Origin of the sequence: Gordonia sp. UCD-TK1, assembly GCF_001691435.1 — a bacterium.
GTDB lineage: Bacteria > Actinomycetota > Actinomycetes > Mycobacteriales > Mycobacteriaceae > Gordonia > Gordonia hongkongensis.
Genome location: NZ_LZMP01000006.1, coordinates 121,682 through 140,405 on the forward strand (window position 1 = coordinate 121,682; position 18,724 = coordinate 140,405).

An 18,724-nucleotide genomic window follows, 5' to 3' on the forward strand; every position below is an offset into this window, starting at 1 on the left:
ACGACCTCATCTCTTGTTGGTGAACCGATCATCGTGAGAAAACGCTAACCCCGAAGCAGCTTTCCGCGAGGCACTTTCGCGCGTCAGATGATCGTCGAGGACGGTCGCGATCTGTCTGATCGCCTCGTCCTCGGTCATCCCGAGGTGGTGGGTGTCGATGTCGACATTCGTGATGCTCCCCCGGACGTACCGCCCCCATCCGTTGGCGCCCAACGCATCCGGTCGCCGATCGCGCACTGCGGTGAAGTAGAGCACGTCGGTGTCGACGACCGGCGGGTGCCAGTCACCGGTGGCCCGAATCAACAGGTTGTAGGCGTCGGTCAGCCGCTCGATCGTCGCGGCGTCGATGCCGAACCCGGCGCCGAGGCGCTCGGCGATCTGCTCGGCGGCTTGTTCGGCGGTCGCGTCCGCACTCACGAAATCGATGCCGAGGACCGGACCGAGGTTGCTGATCAGCTCGCCGGGGGTGACGGTGGTGATCGCCGACGAGTCGACACCGTCGGCCTCGGTGTCGAGCATGGCGAGCATCGCGACCTCGGAACCGGCGGCCCGCATCTCGGCGGCGATCGCGTGCGCGATCACCCCGCCCAGCGACCATCCCAGCAGGTGATACGGGCCCTCGGGCTGTACAGTCCGGATCTCGTCGGCGTACCTGCGTGCGATCTCGTCGATCGTGGTGGGGCCGGGTGTCTCGCCCCCGATCTGTGGCGCCTGCAGGCCGTACACCGGACGGCCGGGCGGCACCTGCCGGCTCAGGGTCTGGTAACTCCAGGCCAGGCCGGAGGCCGGGTGGATGCAGAACAGCGGCGGCAGTTCGCCTTCCGGCCGGATCGGGAGCAGGACGTCGAAGCCCACCCCGCCCGGCGCCTCGTCTCCCGGTCCGCGCGCGGCGTCGAACCCGTTGCGCATCCCGTCCTCGATCCGCCTTGCCAGGTCGGCCGGGCTCGAATCGGACAGCATCCACCGGACCGGGATCTCGACGTGCAACTCGGTCTCGAGGTCGTTGACGACCTGTACCGACCGCAGCGAATTGCCACCGAGCGCGTAGAAGTCGTCGTCGGCGCCGACGCGCGGGACACCGAGCACGTGCTCGAAGGTCCGCGCGATCTCGGTCTCCAGCCACGACGACGGTGCGCGGAACGCCGAGGCGTCACGTGTCGGCTGCGGCAGCCTCGCCCGGTCGAGTTTGCCCGACGCGGTGATCGGCAGCGAGTCGATCACCATCACCGCCGTCGGCATCATGTATCCCGGGAGCGCCGCCGACGCGAACGCGGTGACCTCGGCGGTGTTCACCGACCTCCCCCCGACGTCCCTCACGCCGACGCCGCGGTCGGCCCCCGCCGGCACCAGGTAGACGGTGAGATAGTCGACCGTGTCGGTGGAGGTGACCGCGGCCGCCGCGCGGGCGATGTCCGGGTGCGAGGCGAAGACCGCCTCGATCTCACCGAGTTCGATGCGCAACCCGCGGAGCTTGACCTGGAAGTCGCTGCGTCCCAGATACTCGAGCACACCGCTTCGGCGACGCCGCACCAGATCACCGGTGCGGTACATCCGGGCGCCGGCGGTGAAGGGATCGGCCACGAAGCGGTCGGCGGTCAGAGCCGGTCGTCCGTGATAACCCCGCGCCACCTGCGTCCCGGACAGGTAGAGATCGCCGGTCACCCCCGCCGGCACCGGACGCAGCCGCGAGTCCAGCACGTACGCACAGGCATTCCACACCGGCGCACCCATCGGCACCGCGCCGTCGTCGGCCGTCCCCACCGCGGAGGAGGTCGCGTGCACCGTGAACTCGGTCGGCCCGTACAGGTTGTACAACTCCACTTCCGGCAGCGCACGGCGGGCGGCGTCCACCACGTCGGGCCCGAAGGCCTCACCCGCGACGAGCAGGGCCCGCAACGACAGCGCCGCGCCGGTGGGCAGGGCATCGGCGAACACCGCCAGCATCGACGGCACGAACGAGGTGATGGTCACCCGATGGGTGGACATGGCCTCGGCCAGGTAGCGCGGATCGGTGTGGCCGTCCGGTCGCGCGATCACCAGTCGGGCACCGACGGAGAGGGTCGCGAACAGTTCCCACACCGACACGTCGAAGGTCGCGGGAGTCTTCTGCAGCACCACGTCCGATCGGTTCAGCCCATACTCGGCGCTGATCCAGCGAAGCTGGTTGACCACCGAACGATGCGACACGGCAACGCCTTTGGGTCGACCCGTGGAGCCGGAGGTGAACAGCACGTACGCGAGGGCGTCCGGGGTCAGCGGCGTGATCCGGTCATCGTCGGTCAGCGGCGAGTCGTCGAAACCCGAGAGGTCGACAGAGTCGAGCGCGGACAGCACCAGCACCGGCTCGGCGCACTCGACCATGTAGTCGATCCGCTCGGCCGGATGGTCCGGGTCGATCGGCACGTAACCACCGCCGGCGGCGTGCACCGCGGACATCGCCGTGAGCTGGTCGAGCGAGCGTCGCATACGGAGCGCGACCAGCGAGTCCGGCCCCACCCCCTGTGCGACCATCCAGCGGGCCAGCCGGTTCACCCGACCGGAGAACTCGGCGTAGGTCTGCGAGACCGTCCCGCAGATCACCGCGGTGTCCTCGGCGTACGCGACCGCGGCCGCGGCGAACATCGAGACGAGGGTCTCGGCGGAGTCCACCTCATGCATCGTCGCGTTCGGACCCTGGAGGGCGGCAGACCGTTCGGCGTCATCGAGCAGGTCCACGTCGTGGACAGCGCGGTCGGCGTCGATCGTCATCGCCTCGAGCATCGCCACCAACCGTTCGACGAACCGCTCCACGGTCGACGCGTCGAAGAGGTCGGACGCGAAGGTGACACCACCGGTGATGCCGGCCGGCGCCCCGTGCGCGTCGTAGGAATCGGCGACCGTCACCTGCAGGTCGAACAGGGCGAGTCCGGTGTCCGGTTCGACGGCCCGCACCGACAGATCGGGCATTTCGATGTCGGTGCTCGAGATGTTCTGGAACGCCAGCATCGCCTGGAACAGCGGGTTGTGGGCGTCGGAGCGGACCGGGTTGAGTTCGGAGACGAGCCGTTCGAACGGGACGTCGGCGTGACCGAACGCCGCGAGGTCGGTGGCGCGCACGTCGTCGATCAACTCGGCGAACGACATCCCGCTCCGCACCCGGGTGCGCAGGACGAGCGTGTTGACGAACATCCCGACCAGATCGTCGAGAGCACGTTCCCCGCGTCCGGCGTACGGGGTCCCGACGGCGACGTCGTCGGTCGCGGCGAGTCGCGCGAGCAGGGCGGCCAGCGCGGCATGGAAGACCATGAACAGTGTCGTGTTGTGGGCGCGGGCGACCCGTTGCAACCCGGCGTGCAGATCGGCGTCGATGGTCAGGCCGACGGACTCCCCGACGTAGGACTGGGTGGCCGGGCGCGGCCGATCGGTGGGCAGCTCGAGCAACGGCGGTGTGCCGGCCAACTGCTCGGCCCAGTAGTCGATCTGCGCGCGCAGCAACGAGTTCGGGTCCGATTCGGAGCCCAGGACCGCCCGCTGCCAGATCGCGTAGTCGGCGTACTGCACCGGCAACGGCACCCATCCGGGCGCCTCGCCCTGCAGACGCGCGACGTAGGCCGTCATGATGTCCCGCGCGAGGGGCCCCAACGAGGAGCCGTCACCGCCGATGTGATGCAGGATCACGGCGAGCACCCACGCGTCGCCGCCGAGCTCGAAGAGCACGATCCGGGTCGACGCCCCGGCGGTGAGGTCGAACGGTGCCGCGATCAGCTCCGTGATCGCCTGATCGACATCGGATTCCGCGACCTGGACGACCTCCATCGGGACGGAGTCCGCGGGCAGGATCACCTGAGCCGGTTCGCCTTCGACGAAGGGGTAGACGGTGCGCAGGATCTCGTGGCGGGCGACGACATCACCGATCGCCCGGTGGAGGGCGTCGACATCGAGACTTCCGGACAACCGCACCACGACCGGGATGCTGTACGCCGGCGACTCGGGTTCGATCCGGTTGAGGAACCACATGCGTTGCTGCGCATAGGACAGCGGGATCCGCTCCGGGCGTTCGTGTGCCACCAGGTCGACACGCCCGGTGTCCGTGTGCGACTCGGCGCGGGCGGCCAGCCGCGTCACCGTGGACGCCTCGAAGATCACCGACACCGGGATCGTGGTGTCAAGCGCCGCACCGATTCTCGCCACCACCCGCGTTGCGGCGAGACTGTTGCCGCCGAGGTCGAAGAAGTCGTCGTCGGCACCGACCGCGGCATCGACGGACAGGATGTCGGCGAACACCCCCGCGACGATCTCCTCGACCGGCGTGGCCGGGGCACGGAAACTCCGGGTGGTGACGACCGGCGCGGGAAGGGCACGCCGGTCGAGCTTCCCACTGGGTGTCAGGGGGATGTCGTCGAGGACCACGACCGCCGCCGGGACCATGTACGTCGGCAACACCTCGCCGAGTTCGGCACGAAGTTTCTCACCGACGAGGGCGACGCCCGGCGCGGGCACCACGTAGGACACCAGGCGCATACCGATGCCGGAGTCGTGCCGCGGGACGGTGACGGCGTAGGCCACCCGAGCGAGTTCTGCCAGCGCGGCGTCGATCTCCCCGAGCTCGACCCGGAAGCCGTGGACCTTCACCTGGAAGTCGTTGCGTCCGATGAACTCCAGGTCGCCCGAGTGGTTGCGGCGCACGATGTCCCCCGTGCGGTACGCGCGTTCTCCGGCATGGCCGAAGGGGTGGGCGACGAATCGGGCGGCGGACACCCCGGACCTGTTCAGGTAGCCGCGCGCGAGCGCGGGTCCGGACAGATACAGCTCCCCCGCGACCCCGTCCGGCACGGGCTGCAGACGGGTGTCGAGCACGAGCGTCTGCATCCCGGCGAGCGCCCTGCCGATCGTCGACCGTTCGCCCACCCGCAGCGGAGTAGTGGCGGTGGCGACGATGGTGGTCTCGGTGGGGCCGTACAGCACCCGGAATTCCCGGCCAGTAGCCGGATCGGCACCCACCCACCGGCTCACCAGGTCGGTCGGTACCTCGTCACCGCCCGACATCACGACCCGCAGGTCGTCGAGCCCGTCCGGGTCCACCGAGGCCAGCGCGGCCGGGGTGACGAACGCATGGGAGACGCGGTGATCGCGGAGGAAGTCGGCCAGCTCGCGACCACCCCGCATCCCGGTGGGCGCCACGACGAGGGTGGCCGCGGCGCTCACGGCGAGCAGGATCTCCAGCAGCGACGCGTCGAACGAGGGAGAGGCGAAATGCAGTACCCGCGGGCTGGTTCCGGGCTCACGGTCGACGTGCAGCGTGGCGAGGTAGTCGGCGACACCGGCATGCGTGACGGCGACGCCCTTCGGCACGCCGGTGGAGCCGGAGGTGAAGACCACCCAGGCGGTGTTCGCGGGCCGGACCGGGCACACCCGATCGGTCTGCCGGACCGGTGACGACGACAGTTCGGCGACCTCGGCGGCGGTGGCGGGGTCGTCGAGCACGACCCAGTCGAGCGCCCCGGACAGCGCCGGACGCGAGCCACGAGTCGTGATCCCGAGTGGCGCAGCCGAATCGGACACCATCTGGTCGATGCGCGCGGCCGGGTAGTGCGGGTCCACCGGGACATAGGGGGCACCCGATTTCACGACGGCCCACCACGCGACCAGCGATTGCGCCGACCGCTCCACGGCCACCGCCACCGGCCGCTCCGGTGCCGCCCCGTTGTCGATGAGATACCGCGCCAGCCGATTCGCTCGGCGATCGAGCTCGCCGTAGGACAGCTCGACGTCGCCGCAGATCACCGCCGCACCGTCCGGGTCGGCCACGACGGCCGCCGCGAAGATCTCCGGCAGCAGCACGGGCTCCGCGACCGCACCCGGTCCCACCACCGACACCAGTTCGGCGCGCTCGGCTCCGCCGAGCCAGTCGATGTCACCGACGGGGGTTGTCGCGTCGTCGACGATCGCATCGAGCACACGGTGCAACCGACTGGCGATGCCGGCCACCGTCTCCGGATCGAACAGGTCGCGGGCGAACATCATGGTTCCCGAAAGACCCTGCGGCGTGCCCTCTTCGGTGTAGGACTCGGCGAAGACCACCTGGAGGTCGAACTGGCAGATGCCGGTGTCGGCCTGCGCGCGGGAGACGCGCAGGTCCGGCAGGTCGAGATGGACGTCGGACAGATTCTGAAAAGCCAGCGCGACCTGGAACAGCGGATGATGCGCGGTGGACCGTTCCGGGTTGAGTTCGGAGACGATCCGCTCGAACGGGACGTCGGAGTGCCCGAAGGCGTCCAGGTCGACCTCGCGCACGCGGTCGAGCAATCCGGCGAACGACTCCGCGGCGTCGAGGTCGGTCCGGAGCGCGAGGGTGTTGACGAACATGCCGACGAGCGGTTCCAGTCCCGGTTCGCCGCGCCCGGCGACCGGGGTGCCGATCACGACGTCGTCGGCGCCGCTCAACCGGCCGAGCACCGCGGCGAGCGCGGCGTGCACGACCATGAACAACGACGCGCCATGTGCCCGCGCGAGGGCGAGGAGTTGCCCGTGCAGGCGGGCGTCGATCGCCACCGGCACCTGCCCGCCCGCGAGGGTCGCCACCGGCGGACGCGGGCGGTCGGTGGGCAGATCGAGGACGTCCGGGGCACCCGACATGGTCGACCGCCAGAAATCCAGCTGGGCGTGCATCCGCGAGGTCGGATCGTCCGCGCTCCCCAACATGTTTCGCTGCCACAGCGCGTAATCGGCGTACTGGACCGCGAGCGGTTCCCAGGTCGGTTCCGCGCCGGCGATGCGGGCGGCGTACGACGTCATCACATCGCGGGCGAGCGGCGCCATGGACTGGCCGTCACCGGCGATGTGATGGACCACGAGGACGAGCAGGAAACGCCCGTCGGTCCCCTCCCGGTCGTCGTGTGCGTCGCGGTTGTCCGGGCCATGGGGATCGTCCACGCCGTCCGGGTCGATCGCGACCACGGCCACACGCATCGGCACCGACGCGGTCACGTCGAAGCCGAGGCGCACGAACCCGGCGACGACGTCGCCGACCTCGGTGGCCGATGCCCGCATCGACTCCAGGAGCACCGGGGCGTGGTCGAGGACGAGTTGCCAGGGCTCGCCGTCGGTGTCGGGGTAGATCGTCCGCAGCACCTCGTGCCGCCCGACCACGTCGTCGAGGGCCCGCCCGAGTGCCGCGAGGTCCAGGTGCCCTGTGAGTTCGAGGACCACCGGGATGTTGTAGGCCGGCGACTCCGGCTCCATCCGATTGAGGAACCACATCCGCTGCTGCGCCAGCGACAACGGGATGCGCTCCGGGCGAACGGTTGCCGTCAGCGCGGTGCGCCGGTCGTCGCCCAGCGACCCGACCAGCTCCGCCAGGGCCGCAACGCCGGGCGCGTCGAACACCGACCGCAGCGGAACCCGTACTCCCAGCTCCGCACCCAGCCGCGCCGTCACCACCGAGGCGGTCAGCGAGTCGCCACCCAGGGCGAAGAAGTCATCGTCGGCGCCCACGCGCGGCACGCCGAGGACATCCTGGAAGACGTGCGCCACGGCGGACTCGGCCGGGCCGGACGGTGCACGGAACCCACGTGGGGCGATCACCGGTTCGGGCAGGCGACTTCGATCCAGCTTTCCGGTCGGGGTGAGGGGTATCTCGTCCAGTACGACCACCGCGGCCGGGACCGTGTATGCGGGCAGCGATCGCTCCAGCGACGCACGTAGTTCGTCGCCGGAGAGCGACGCCCCCGCGGTGGCGGTCACGTAGGAGACCAGACAGTGCGGCGTTCCGTTCCCGCCACGCGGGACGGTCACGGCGTAGGCGACGTCGGCGCGCGATCCGAGGCGCGCGTCGATCTCGCCCACCTCTACCCGGGTGCCGCGCACCTTCACCTGGAAGTCGTTGCGTCCCACGTACTCCAGTGCACCGGACCGGGAGACCCGGACGAGGTCGCCCGTCCGGTACATCCGGGTTCCGGGCGCGTCGGCGGGGCAGGCCACGAACCGCGCCGCCGTCGTCGCGGGCCGGCCGACATAACCGTCGGCCAGGCCGGGGCCGACGAGGTACAACTCGCCGACGACGCCATGCGGAACCGGACGCATCCACGTGTCGAGCACCATCGTGCCGACCGGTCCCACCGCCGTCCCGATCGTGATCGGATCACCCGCCCGCAGCGGCGTGCCGGCGGTGGCCCAGATGGTCGATTCGGTCGGCCCGTACAGGTTGATCATGTTCCGGCCGTCGGCCCACCGTGAGACCAACTCCGGCCCGACCGGTTCACCCGCGGTCGCCAGTACGCGCAAGGTGTCGAGGCCGTCGGCCGGCACGGTGGCCAGTGCCGACGGGGTCAGGACGGCACGCGAGACCTGCTCGCGCCGAATCAGATTCGCGAGCGCGGGGCCGCCGTAGACGTCGGGTGGCGCCACCACGAGACGTCCCCCGGAGCCGTGGGCCATCAGGAGTTCGAACACGAAGGCGTCGAAGCTCGGTGAGGCCACCTGCAACACATTCGACGACTGGTCGACGCCGAGTACCGCGCGCTGCGCCGCGACCACCGGCGCGAGTCCGCGGTGGGAGACGACGACGCCCTTGGGCGTGCCGGTGGAACCGGACGTGTAGATCACGTAGGCGGTGTCCCCGAGCCGGATCGGGCCGCCTTGTTCGACGTCGCTGACCGGATTGCTGGAGCGACCCTTCGAGACGCTCGCAAGCTCGCTCCTCAGGGAGCGGGGGGAGCCGCCGGCTTCGTTCGACTGGGGGCCGTCCGTCCGCGGTTCGTCGACGACGAGCCAGTCGATGCTGTCGGGCAATGCGGCCCGGCGCGCGCCGACGGTGATCCCCAGCCCGGCGCCGGCGTCGGCCAGCACGAACTCGATGCGTTCGGCGGGCAGGTTCGGATCCAGCGGCAGGAACGGCACTCCCGCCTTGGCCGCCGCCCAGATCGCGATCGCCGCCTCGACGGACCGCGGCAGTGCGCACGCCACGACGCCGGACCGCGCCCGCCGCGAGATCTGCCGCGCCAGACGATCGGACTCGGCGTCCAGCTGCCGGTACGACAGCGACCGCTCGCCGCAGGTCACCGCGATCGCATCGGGCGCCTGACCGGCTGCGGCGGTGAGGATGTCGGGCAGGGTGGCCGGTTCCGTCTTCGCGTCGATCCGACCGGTACCCGCCTCGTGCCCGATGTGACGGAGTGCGCCGAGGCGCGAACCCGGCTCATCGGCGATGCGGGCGAGACATTCCACGAAGTGGTCGACGATCTCCCGTGCGCGGCTCTCGTCGAACTCGTCCCGATGGAACCGCACGGTGATGCCGAGTCCCGGTTCCCCCTCGCCGCCGTCGATCTTCGGCGCCACGACGACGCTCAACGGGTAGGGCGTGGCGTCGAGCCCGGTGACGCTGTCGACGTGCAAGCCCGCCGCGGTGACCAGTTGTTGCAGTGCGTCCTCGCGCAGCGGGAACGACTGGAAGGCCAGTGCGGTGTCGAACAGATCCGACCGGCCCACCGCGCGGTGGATGGCCGGGAGTCCGACGTAGTGGTGGTCCAGGACCAGCGCGTTCGCGTCCTGCACATGAACCAGCAACTCGCGCAATGACATCGACGGTTCGAGACGGACCCGGATCGGTACCGTGCTGAGGAACATCCCCAGCGCCCGGTCGACGCCGGGCAGCTCCGGTGGCCGTCCGGCGACCGCGGAGCCCAGGACCACATCGGTGTCGCCGGTGAGGGTTCGCAGGACGAGGGCCCACGCCGCGGACAACGCGGTCCCGACCGTCACCGCGGACTCCGCGGCGGCCGACCGCAGACGCGCATACTCCTGCCCGGGCAGCTCGGCGATGACCTCACCGGCGTCGAACACGGTGGTCGCGGCGCCGAGTCGGGTCACGCGGGTGGGTCCGTCGACGTCGGCGTAGGCCTGCGCCCATGCGGCCGTCGAGGCGTCCTGATCCTGTTCGCCGAGCCACGCGAGGTAGTCCCGGTACGAGGCTGCCGGCCGGCATGCGCCGATCTGCCCCGGGTCGCCGTAATAGTGGAGCAGTTCGCCGAGCAGCAGGGGCATCGACCAGCCGTCGAGGATCACGTGATGGTTGGTGACGTGCAGGGCGAAGTGGTCGCTGTCGAGCCGCACGAGGGTGAAGCGGATCAGCGAGGGTTCGGTCAGATCGAAACCGGCGGCGGCGTCGTCGGCGGCGACCCGCCGGGCGGCCCCGCGGTCCGCGGCAACGGTGAGATCGACTGTCCGGAAGCGCACCTCGACGCCGTCGACGACGACCTGCCGCGGGCCACGCGACGTCTCGACGAAGGCCGTCCGCAAGACGTCGTGGCGGTCCACGAGCGCCTGCGCGGCGCGGCGCAGCAGGCCGGCGTCGACCGGGCCGGAGAGGGCGATCGTCGACTGCACGGTGTAGGTGTCCACCGCATCGGGATCGAGGGTCGAGTGGAAGTGGATACCCGATTGCGTCGGCGACAACGGCCAGACGTCCGACAGCCGGGGGTAGTCGTTGCGCAGCCGGTCGAGATCGTCGTCGGGAAGATCGACGAGTGGCGAATCCTGCTCGGTGACAGCCTGTTCGACGGCCGAACCGGTGGCGGGGTCGCCGGTCGCGGAGGCGGTGGTGGCGATCTCGGCGAGCGCGGCGACGGTCTTCGCCTCGAAGACCGCCCGGGGAGTGAGCGATAGTCCGGCGGCCTTCGCCGCCGCGACCAGTTGCATCGAGACGATGCTGTCGCCCCCGAGCGTGAAGAAGTTGTCGTCGGCGGTGACGTCGTCGAGCTCCAGTACCTCGGCGAACAGCGCGGCGATGACGCGCTCGGCCGGTGTCTCCGGCGGGCGGCCGCCCCCGCTCTCGGCACGGAACTCACACTGCCGCAGCGCCTTCGTGTCGACCTTCCCCGACCGGGTGACCGGCATCGACTCCAGCTCGACGATCGCTGCGGGAACCATGTAATGCGGCAGGGTGTTCGCGAGGTCGTCGTGCAGCGCATGCACGTCCATCGGCTCGTCCGGCGTCCCCACGACGTAGGACACGATGACCGGACGACCCGCCGGTCCGCGCTGGAGCACGGTCGCCGCCTGCGCGACGCCGGCGATCCGCGCGAGATGGGCATCGATGTCCCCGGTCTCGATGCGCAGGCCGTGGACCTTCACCTGCTGGTCGTTGCGCCCCAGATAATCCAGCCGCAGGGCGCCGTCCGTGCGAATCCAGCGCACGGCATCGCCGGTGCGGTAGAGGCGTTCGCCGGCGGAGCGTATGGGATCGGCCACGAACCTCGTCGCGGTGACGCCTGCGCGGTCGAAGTAGCCACGCGCCAGACCGGGACCACCGAGGTAGAGTTCGCCGACCACTCCGACCGGCACCGGCCGCAACCAGGTGTCGAGCACGAACGCCAAGACTCCCCGGATCGGTTCCCCGATCGTCACCGGCTCCCCGGGCCGGAGATCGTCGGCGCCGGTCGCCCAGATCGTGGTCTCCGTGGGTCCGTAGTGGTTCATCAGCCGACGACCCGGCGACCACCGGGTGACGATGTCCGCGCCCGTCGCCTCGCCGACCACCGCGACGATCCGCAGCTCCGGCAGACGCGACGGGTCCATCGTGTTGAGCACCGTCGGCGTGATGATGGCGTGGGACACCCGCTCGGTCCGCAGCAGGTCCTCGAGGTCGGCACCGCCGTAGATCTCCGGCGGCGCGACGGCCAGGCAGGCGCCGGCGCTGTGCGCGACCAACACCTCCGACACGCAGGCGTCGAAGCCGGGGGACGCGACCTGCAGGACCGTCGAATCAGGTTCCACCGCGAAGGATTCCGCGTACTCGACCACCAGGTCGGCGAGGCCGCGATGGGTGACGTGGACGGCCTTCGGCCGGCCGGTGGAGCCGGACGTGAAGATCAGATAGGCCGCGTTGTCCGGCCGGAGCGGGAGCGGGTCCCCGGTACCGAGCGGTGTCGAGTCGTCGGTACCGAGCGGGAGCGAGCCGGGTCCGGTGAGGGTCAGCCACTCGACGCTGTCCGGGAGATTCGGGACGACGGCGTCGACTGTCACCCCGATCGTGGACCGCGCGTCGGCGAGCAGTTCGGCGATGCGGTAGGCCGGATTGCCCGGGTCGACGGCGACGAAGGCCGCTCCGGTCCGGGCGACCGCCCAGATCGCCACGATGAGCGCGGCCGACCGCGGGATCGCCAGGGCCACCGAGGTCTCCGGTCCGGCGCCGCGGGCGGCGAGCTCGTCGGCGAGCCGGTTGCTGCGGCGCACGAGTTCGCGATATGTCATCGTGACGCCGTCGGCGCGCACCGCCGGTGCCTCGGGGTGTCGTCGCGCGGTGTCGGCGAGGATGTCCCGGAGTAGGCGGGGCGACACGGCGGGCGGACCCTCGATCGGACAGAGGGCGGATCGTTCGGTGTCCCAACAGGGTGCCAGCGTGGCGACCTTGCGGCCCGGTTCGGCGGCGATCTGGCGCAGCAGCAGCACGAACCGCTCGAGCAGTACCTCGGCGGACTCCCGGTCGAGGCGGTCGACGGCGTACTTCACCACCAGTTCGTAGGTGCCGGGCCGATCGGCGGCCGGTTGGTCGGCCCGTCCGGGCCGGGGCGGCGTGACCTGGAGGCTGACCGGGTACGGGGTCGCGTCGTGGGCGGCCAGGCCGTTCCATCGCAGTCCCGCGTCGCCGAGCATGCTGTTGATCTCGTCCGGGTCGACCGGGTACGACTCCAGCACCGTGGCGGTGTCGAACATGTCGGCCACCCCGGTCACCCGCTGGAGTTCGGCGAGGCCGATGTCGCGGTGGCCGAGCATCGCCGCCTGCTCGGACTGCGCTCTCGTGAGCAGGTCGATCACCCGCTCGTCCGGGTCGAGCCGGATCCGCACCGGGAGGGTGTTGATGAACAGCCCGATCATCTGCTCGATGCCCGGGATGGAGGCGGGACGGTCGGACACCGTGTTGCCGAAGACCACGTCGGATCGGCCCGTCATGATCGAGAGCAGCATCGCCCACGCCACCTGGATCGAGGTGTTCGCGGTCACCCCGTGGGCGCGCCCGAGACCCGCGATCGCCTCCGTCGTCGCGATGTCGAGATCGAGCGCGGTCTCGTCGACCTCGGCCGTCGCGTCGCGCTCCGCGGCGCCGGTGAGTCGCGTCGGACTCTCGATGCCGGCGAGGGTCTCCTGCCACGCACGTGCCGTGGCGTCGTGGTCGCGGGTATGCAGCCACTGCAGGTAGTCCCGGAACGTCCGGGGTGCGGGAAGTCCGGCAGCGCCGTCGGCGTCATCGTCGGCCAGGTACAACTGCAGCAGTTCGGAGATGACGACGGGCATCGACCACCCGTCGAGGACGATGTGGTGGTTGGTGATCGACAGCAGGAACTCGTCGCCACCCGGGTTCTCGGTGTCGCGTGTCAACCGGATGAGGTGGAAACGGACCAGCGGCGGCCGAGCCAGGTCGAAGGGGGCCGCCGACCCGGCGATGAGATGACGCAGTGCACGGTCCCGGTCGTCGGCGTCGGCGATCCCGGTGAGGTCGGAGTCCGACCAGTCGACGGTCACGTCGTCGAGCAGGATCTGCCGCGGCCCGGCGCCGGTCTCGACGAATGCAACGCGGAGACTGTCGTGCCGGGCGATCAGCGCCTGCGCCGCCCGACGCATCCGGTCCGGTTCGAGCCGCCCGCCGAGTCGCAGTTCGGCCTGCACCGTGTACCCGTCGACGGCGGCGGCGTCGTAGGTCGCGTGGAACAGCAGTCCGGACTGCAGCGCGGTCAGCGGCCACACGTCGACCATCGACGGATGGGCGGCGGTCCAGTGATCGATGTCGGCCTGGGTGGTCGAGACCAGCGGGAAGTCCGACGGCGTGTGGCCGCCGGCCGTCCCGGACCGGACGTGCTGGGCGAGACCCTTCAGGGCCTGCACCCACAGGCCGGCCAGCTCCTCGACGTCGACCCGGTCGAGCACCAGCGCGGCGTACTCCCAGCCGACGTCGAGTTCGACGCCGGCCGAACCCGGTTCGGCGATCGCATTGATGTCGATGACGGCGGGCAACGCCATCCACGGGTGCCCGGTCCCGACCAACGCGTCGAAATCGCGCGCCGGCATCCACGGACCGGTGTGCTCGCCGGTCCCCATCCGGCCCAGGTAGTTGAGGCTGATCTGGGGTTCGGGCCGGTCGCCCAGTTCGTCGCGGCCGGCCGGGTCGAGATATCGGATCATGCCGTAGCCGATCCCGTGGTCGGGGGCCGCCCGCAGCTGTTCCTTGATCTGCTTGATCGCCAGTCCGGCCGACGGACCACCGGTGAGGGCGTCCTCGACGTCGACGCCGTGCAATTCGAGCCGGACCGGGAACCGAGAGGTGAACCAGCCCACCGTCGAGGTGAGGTCCGCGCCGGGTACCGCGGCCTCCTCGCGACCGTGGCCTTCGAGGGCGATCAACTCACTGCCGTCGGCCTGCCCGCGCCGACGTCGCCAGTGCGCGAGCGCCAGGGCCAGCGCGGCCAGCAACGAATCGTTGGCACCGCCGTGGAACCGCGCGGGGATGGTGGTGAGCGCCGCCTCGGTCACATCCGCCGGAATCCGCATCCGGATGCGTCCGGCGGTGGCGACCATGTCTCGATCCGGGTCGAGCGCGCGGCGTCCGAGCAACCGGTCGCCGGGCTCGAGGATCTCCGTCCATCGGTCCAGTTCGGCCGCGGCGCGCACGGGTGCCTGCTCGACGAGGCCGTGGACCCAACGGCGGACCGACGTCGTCGGCAGGCCGAGGCCCGGCACCGCGCCCCTGCGGATCTGGTGCCAGGCGGTGAGGAGGTCGGCGAGGAGGATGCGCCAGGAGACCCCGTCGACGGCCAGATGATGGATGACCAGCCACATCAGGTCGGGCGCGGTGCGGTCGGGGTGCTGCATCCACACGAACCGCACCAGGACGCCGGCGCGTGGGTCGAGTCGATCGGCCGCGGCCTGGAGGTGGCGGTCGATCTCGTCGCCGTCCCGTCGGTCGAGCCACACGTGCTCGAGCGCCTCGTCGGCGTCGACCGCACCGGGTGGGCGGACCACCACGTGGGGTTGGTCGGCGAGATCGTCGACCAGCGTGGCCCGGAGGATGTCGTGCCGGTCGAGCACCGCGCGCAGTGTGCGCACCAGTTCGTCGCGCCCGGCGGCATCCGGGAGCTCGACCAGCGCGGCCTGTCCGAACCGGTCGACGGGACCGCGTTCGAGCATCGCGTGCATGATCGGCGACAGCGGGATGGAGCCGACGGCGCCGCCGGGCAACTCGCGCAGTCCGTCGTCGTCGGAGACATCGGAAGCCATCGCGGCCAGCGCGGCGACGGTCTTGTGCTCGAACACATCCTGGGTCGTGAACGCGAGCCCGCTCGCCTTCGCCCGCGCCACGAGCTGGATGGACAGGATGCTGTCGCCGCCGAGGACGAAGAAGCTGTCGTCGGCACCCACCTCGACGACCCCGAGTACCTCGGAGAAGAGTTGCGCCAGTCGGTATTCCCGGGGAGTCGACGGCGGCCGCCCCGATCGCGCGGATGCGAACACGGGCGCGGGCAGGGCTCGTCGGTCGACCTTGCCGAACGCATTCAGCGGCAGGGCGTCGAGGATCGTGATGACGGACGGGACCAGATGCGGCGGCAGGCACTCGCGTGCGAATCGCTCCAGCTCCGCCGGTTCGACCCGCTGTCCCGTCGCCGGCACCACGTACGACGCCAGGACGGTCGCGCCGGCGAGGTTGAGCGCGGGCACGGTGACGGACTGGTCCACCTGGGCGTGCCCGGTGAGAGCGGCGTCGATCTCACCGGGCTCGATCCGGTACCCACGGATCTTCAGCTGGAAGTCGGTGCGGCCCAACAGCTCCAGCGACGGCGCGGTCCCCGCCCCGACCCAGCGGGCGAGATCGCCGGTCCGGTACATCCGTTCGCCCGGCGCGCCGTGCGGGTGGGCCACGAAACGTGCCGCGGTCTGACCGGGCAGGCGCGCGTAGCCGCGAGCCAGCCCCGGGCCGGCGAGGTACAGCTCGCCTGCGGTTCCCATCGGCACCGGTTGCAGTGCGTGGTCGAGGACCATCACCGACGTACCGCGGATGGGGCCGCCCACCGTGACGTCTGCATCGGGCTCGACCACCGCACTCGCCGCCGTGATCGTCGACTCGGTCGGCCCGTACTCGTTGATCATCGTCGCCGACCGGGTCCACCGTTCGACCACGTGCGGTGCGCATCGGTCGCCGCCGACGACGACGGTCTGCATCCGGGTCAGCGATTCCGGCTCGATGGTCGCCAGCATCGCGGGCGTGAGGGTCAGGTGGGTGACCTCCTCCTCGGCGAGCAACTGGGTGAGCCGCTCGCCGCCGATCACCTCCGGAGGCACAATCACCAGGGCGGATCCGGTTGCGAAGCAGGTCAGCAGCTGTTCCATCGACGCATCGAAGCTCGGGGAGAGCGCGTAGGAGACCCGGGACGCCGGCGCGAGGCCATAGGCGCGGGTGCGATCGGCGATGAGACTCGCCAACCCGGAGTGGGTGACCTGCACGCCCTTCGGCACGCCGGTCGAACCGGACGTGTAGGTCATGTACGCGACGTTCTCGAGCCGGGCCCGCGACGGAGCCGGCGAGTCGTCGAAGCCGCCGCCCGAGGCGCCGTCGGTGTTCCCGTCGGGCGAGAGGTCGCCGAGGTCGATCCGGACAGCCGACGGGGGCACCCGCTCGGCGAACTCGTCGACGGTGATCGCCGCACGGGCACCGCTGTCGGCGAAGATGTGCTCGATGCGCTTTCGCGGGTATTCCGGATCCACCTGCACGATCGCGGCACCGGTCTTCGCCACCGCCCAGACGGCCACGACGGTGCCCAGGGACCGTCGCAGCAGGATGGCAACCGACTCCTCCGGCGCGCAGCCCGCGGCGAGCAGGCGCCGCGCGAGGCGCGACGAGGCGGCGTCGAGTTCGCGATACGTCATCGAACGCCCGGACGCGCACACCGCGGTAGATTCTCCCTGTCGCGCAACCGTTTCGGCGAGAATGTCGGCGAGTACCCGCGGCGGGGCGCAACGCGCGCCCCGCACGGGGAGCAATGTCGCCCGCTCATGCTCGTCGAGCAACGAGAGCTGTCCCACGCGATCGTCGGACGCCCCGCCGAGGAATGCGTGCAGGAACATCAGGAAGCGACGGTGGTGCCCGGTGAGCTCGTCCGGGGTGTAGATGTTCGGGTTGCCCTGGAAGTCGATGTGCGTGCTGCTCTTTCCCGCGCCCGGGTAGATGTTGACGAACAGATCGGACGTCGGACCCGAGGTCAACACGTGCAACCGCCCGGTGACCTCACCCAGCACCACCTCGCTGTCGACCATCATGAGGTTCACCGCCGGCCCGAAGGACGCCGACTCGTCTCGGGCCATCCCCATGTCGGCGAAGATGTCCTCCTGCCGGTACCGCTGCCGCCGCAGAGCACTCAGCAACTCCCCCTGCACGGAGGTCACCACGTCGCCGAGCGTGCGGCCGGCGACCGGCACACGCAGCGGCACGACGTTGGCCACCATGCCGCCCGACCGGCGCAGCACGGCGGAGTGGCGACCCGAGACCGGAAGGCTGAGAAGGACTTCGGCACTGCCGGTCATCCGCGCGAGGTACGCGGCGAACGCCGCGACGACCACCGGGGTCACGCCACCTCCCTCCTGCGCGGCCGCATCGAGCAGCGCGGCCGTCTCCGCGGGAATCGGCGCGCTCACGAGGATCGGGTGCAGCGTCGGCTTGCCGTGCCGGCCGGCCAGGGTGACGACCGGCGGGGCGCCGTCGAGATGGTCGCTCCAGTACCTGCGGTCGTTGTCGTGACGAGTCGACCCGGGGTAGGACGCGTCCTGGGCGATGATGTCGGCGATGTCGCTCGCCTTCGACGGCGGCGCGGGATCGCCGCGGACGGCCGCGTTGTACAACTCGGTGATCCGCCGGACCATCGTCACCGCGGCGAATCCGTCGAGTGCGATGTGGTGCGCCCGCAGGTACCACATGTAGTGCGCGTCCCCGACGCGGTAGACGATGCTCGTCATCAGGTCGTCGGTGAGCAGGTCGAGCGGTCTCGTGTAGTCGAGCGACATCAGCCGGTGCGCTGTCGCGGTCGGATCGACCTCGTCGCGCAGATCCACGGTGCTCACCGGGGCGCTCTGGGAGGCGACGTACTGCCGCGGTTCCCCGTCGACGACGATCAGGCGCAGGTGTCCCGAGCCGAACTCCCGCCCGGTGGTCAGGCAGACCTCCGTCAGCAACTCGGTGTCCAGTTCGCCGTCGATGTCGACGTACTGTGCCACCGAGATCGGCAGGTCACCGGCCACATGCTGGGCGAACCAGATGCCGCGCTGCGCGGCGGACAACGGAAGTGAGTCCACACCGGGATCCGGTCTCGCCGACGTGGCGGCCCCGGTCGTCTCCGTGGGATGGTCATCGGCCGGCATCCGGGTCGACGAGGAGTGCGCGGACGGGGTGACGAGATCCTTGTCTGAGATGGTCACGTGGCCTCCATGCGTTCGTATCGATCGCACTCGTCCGGGTATCAGGACCACCCGGGCACCCCCGCAGACCACGGGATGGACAATTCACAACCCGCGCGAGATCAAGCCAGATAAGCCCCCCTGGAGAGCTGTCGCCCCGTCGACAAATCGGACCATACTCCCGATTAACATTCGCCGACATCCCTTTTCGGCAAAGGTAAAACGTCAGTAAAGGCGAAGTAAAGACCAGCGATAAAAACGTCTCAGAATGGTCACGGAGAATTCGATAGTCCATTCGGATGAGTTTTCCGAA

At 70.4% G+C, this 18,724-nt stretch carries 1 protein-coding gene; it reads right to left on the reverse strand.

Features of this window, described 5'->3' with window-relative positions; all coding sequences use genetic code 11:
* Positions 1–6: 6 nt before the first annotated feature.
* Positions 7–18,432 carry an amino acid adenylation domain-containing protein gene (locus tag A9310_RS05505; protein ID WP_065629719.1) on the reverse strand — a complete coding sequence of 6,142 codons (18,426 nt, stop codon included), beginning with the start codon at positions 18,430–18,432 and terminating at the stop codon, positions 7–9.
* Positions 18,433–18,724 lie beyond the last annotated feature (292 nt).